This window comes from Ruegeria sp. AL1 (genome assembly GCF_056540905.1).
In genome coordinates, this window is record NZ_JBQFXP010000033.1 from 1 (window position 1) to 2,920 (window position 2,920).

The following is a 2,920-nucleotide window of genomic DNA, read 5'->3' on the forward strand; positions in this document are numbered from 1 at the left end:
TGCTCAGGCGGCTGGGTTTATTCCGCTGCCAGTTTCGACAGGAAACGGAAATCTCTGATACTTTCGGGTTTCATCTCGATTGAGAATCCGGGCTTTTGCGGTGCCGTGTATGCTCCGTTTTCGACAATGCAGGGATCGACGAAATGCTCGTGCAGGTGATCGACATATTCGATCCGCTTGCTGTCCTTTTCACCCGAGATCGCAGTGTAATCGATCATCGACATATGTTGGACGTATTCGCACAGGCCCACGCCCCCGGCATGAGGCCAAACCGGAAGATCGTATTTCGCAGCCATCAGCATGACGGCCAGCACCTCGTTCAACCCCCCCATCCGGCAGCTGTCGATCTGAACGATGTCGATCGCACCTTCCTTGATGAACTGCTTGAAGATGATCCGGTTCTGGCACATCTCGCCGGTGGCTACCTTGACCGGGGCCACCCCTTCGCGGATCACCTTGTGGCCGAACACATCGTCGGGGCTGGTGGGTTCTTCGATGAAGAAGGGCCGCGCAAAGGACAGGGCCTTGACCCAATCCACGGCCTGATCGACCTCCCACACTTGGTTGGCGTCGATCATGATGTTCATGTCTTCGCCCAGCACTTCGCGCGCGATGGTCAGGCGGCGGATATCGTCATCCAGATCGCGGCCCACCTTGAACTTGGTGTGGGTAAAGCCCGCATCCTTTGCCTCGCGGCACAGGCGGCGCAGCTTGTCGTCGGAATAGCCAAGCCATCCCGCCGAAGTGGTGTAGCAGGGGTAACCTTCGGCCTTCAGCTTTGCCACACGCTCCTGTTTGCCAGCCTCGGCGGCGCGCAGCAGCGCCAGCGCCTCGTCGGGCGTGATCGCGTCCGTCAGATAGCGAAAGTCGATCAGACGCACGATCTCTTCCGGGCTCATGTCGCCGACCAGTTGCCAGACGGGCTTGCCCGCCTCTTTGGCCCACAGATCCCACGCGGCGTTTACGACCGCGCCGGTGGCCAAGTGGATCGCGCCCTTGTCGGGGCCAATCCAGCGCAACTGGCTGTCGCCGGTGATGTGCCGCCAGAACCGGCCCATATCCTCGGTGATCCAGTCCAGATCCAGCCCTGTGATCAGCGCGCCAAGTGCCTCAATCGCGGCCACGCAGATCTCATTCCCGCGCCCGATGGTGAAAGTCAGGCCGTGGCCCTCATGCGCGCCATCGGTTTCCAGCACCACATAAGCCGCCGAGTAATCGGGATCGGGGTTCATCGCGTCCGACCCGTCCAGACTGTCCGAGGTCGGAAAGCGCAGATCCTCGGTGCGAATGCCAGTGATGCGGGTCATGTGCTGGCCTCTACGGTTTGGCGCTGAACGCCCAGCCCCTCGATCCCCAGCTCCATGGTGTCGCCGGGCTTCAGATAGGTCTGCGGGTCCTGCCCCATCCCCACGCCAGGAGGCGTCCCGGTCGAGATCACATCGCCGGGCTGCAGCGACATGAATTGCGACAGGTGCGAGATCACGGTCGCCACGTCAAAATGCATCGTCTTGGTCGAGCCGTCCTGATAGCGGTGCCCATTCACCTCAAGATACATCGGCAGGTTCTGTGGGTCCGGAACCTCGTCGCGCGTCACCAGCCAGGGGCCGATGGGGCCGAACGTGTCGGCGGACTTGCCCTTGACCCACTGGCCCGAGCGGTGCAGCTGAAAATCGCGCTCGGACAGGTCGTTAACGACGCAATAGCCCGCCACATGGTCCAGCGCGTCCTCGACCGAGACATATTTGGTGGGCTTGCCGATCACCACGCCCAGTTCGACCTCCCAATCGGTCTTGACCGAGTTGCGGGGGATTTCCACGGTGTCATCGGGGCCCATGATCGCCGAGGTCGCCTTGAAGAAGATCACCGGCTCTTCGGGCAGCGCCATGCCGGATTCCGCGGCGTGGTCGGCATAGTTCAGGCCGATGCAGATGAACTTGCCCACCTGCCCGACGCACGCGCCGATACGCGGCGCGCCGTCGACCACGGGGAGCGCATTCACATCCAACGCGCGCAGAGCATCAAGCCCGGCATCCGACAACGCGTCACCCGCGATGTCGCTGACTTTGCCAGACAGATCACGGATCGCGCCGCTTTCATCCATCAGGCCGGGTTTTTCTTGTCCAACCGGACCGTAACGCAGCAGTTTCATATCAAATCTCCCTGATCAAACGGTCCAGCCGCCATCGATGGCGAAAGTCTGTCCGGTGGTGAATGCGGTCTCATCGCTGCCCAGATAGACGGCCAGCGCGGCAATCTCGTCGGCGTGGCCGATGCGGCCCATGGGCTGGCGCGCGATGAAGTCTTTCATCGCCTGCTCATAGTCACCGGTGGCGCGCAGGCGGTCGTGCAGGCTGGGGCTGTCGACCGTGCCGGGGCAGATCGCGTTGCAGCGGACGCCCTGCGTGATGAAGTCAGCGGCGATGGATTTGGTCAGACCGATCACAGCAGCCTTTGAGGCACAATACGAGAAGCGGTTCGGCACGCCTTTCATGGACGAGGCGACCGAAGACATATTGATGATCGAGCCGCCGCCATTTTCCAGCATGCCGGGCAGAACTAGCTTCGCAAGCCGGTACATGGCCTTGACGTTCAGATCAAAGCTGAAATCCCACTGGTCGTCATCGCATTCCAGAATGGACCCGGCCCCAACGAACCCTGCGCAGTTGAACAGCACGTCCAGCGCGCCGGCGGTCGCGACGACCTCGGCCACAGCGTCCGCATCGGTGACATCCAGCTTCAAGGCTGTCACGCCCTCGATCGCAGCCAGTTCCGCAAGTGTTGCATCGTTGATGTCGCAGGCGATCACCTGCGCGCCCTCGGCCACGTATTTCTCGACGCTCGCGCGGCCAATGCCCTGCCCTGCGGCGGTAATCAGTGCTTTCTTTCCGGCCACACGGCCCTGTGCTTCGGTCATGTCGTC

At 61.8% G+C, this 2,920-nt stretch carries 3 protein-coding genes; all 3 read right to left on the reverse strand.

The features are described from left to right. Positions 1 to 17 precede the first annotated feature (17 nt). Genes ACRZ9X_RS22360 through ACRZ9X_RS22370 form a run of 3 tightly spaced genes read right to left on the reverse strand, consistent with a single transcriptional unit; the run spans position 18 to position 2,914 of the window. Positions 18 to 1,307, reverse strand: coding sequence for an L-fuconate dehydratase (locus tag ACRZ9X_RS22360; RefSeq protein WP_480522301.1), 1,290 nt, complete (start codon positions 1,305 to 1,307; stop codon positions 18 to 20). After that, a complete protein-coding gene (locus ACRZ9X_RS22365) occupies positions 1,304 to 2,149 on the reverse strand; it encodes a fumarylacetoacetate hydrolase family protein (protein ID WP_480522302.1) in 846 nt (281 codons plus the stop codon). Before ACRZ9X_RS22365 ends, ACRZ9X_RS22360 begins: the two co-directional genes overlap by 4 nt. Before the next feature lie 15 nt (positions 2,150 to 2,164). Continuing rightward, positions 2,165 to 2,914: an SDR family oxidoreductase gene (locus ACRZ9X_RS22370; RefSeq protein ID WP_480522303.1), complete on the reverse strand. Its 750-nt coding sequence runs from the start codon at positions 2,912 to 2,914 to the stop codon at positions 2,165 to 2,167. Between the last annotated feature and the right edge of the window lie 6 nt (positions 2,915 to 2,920).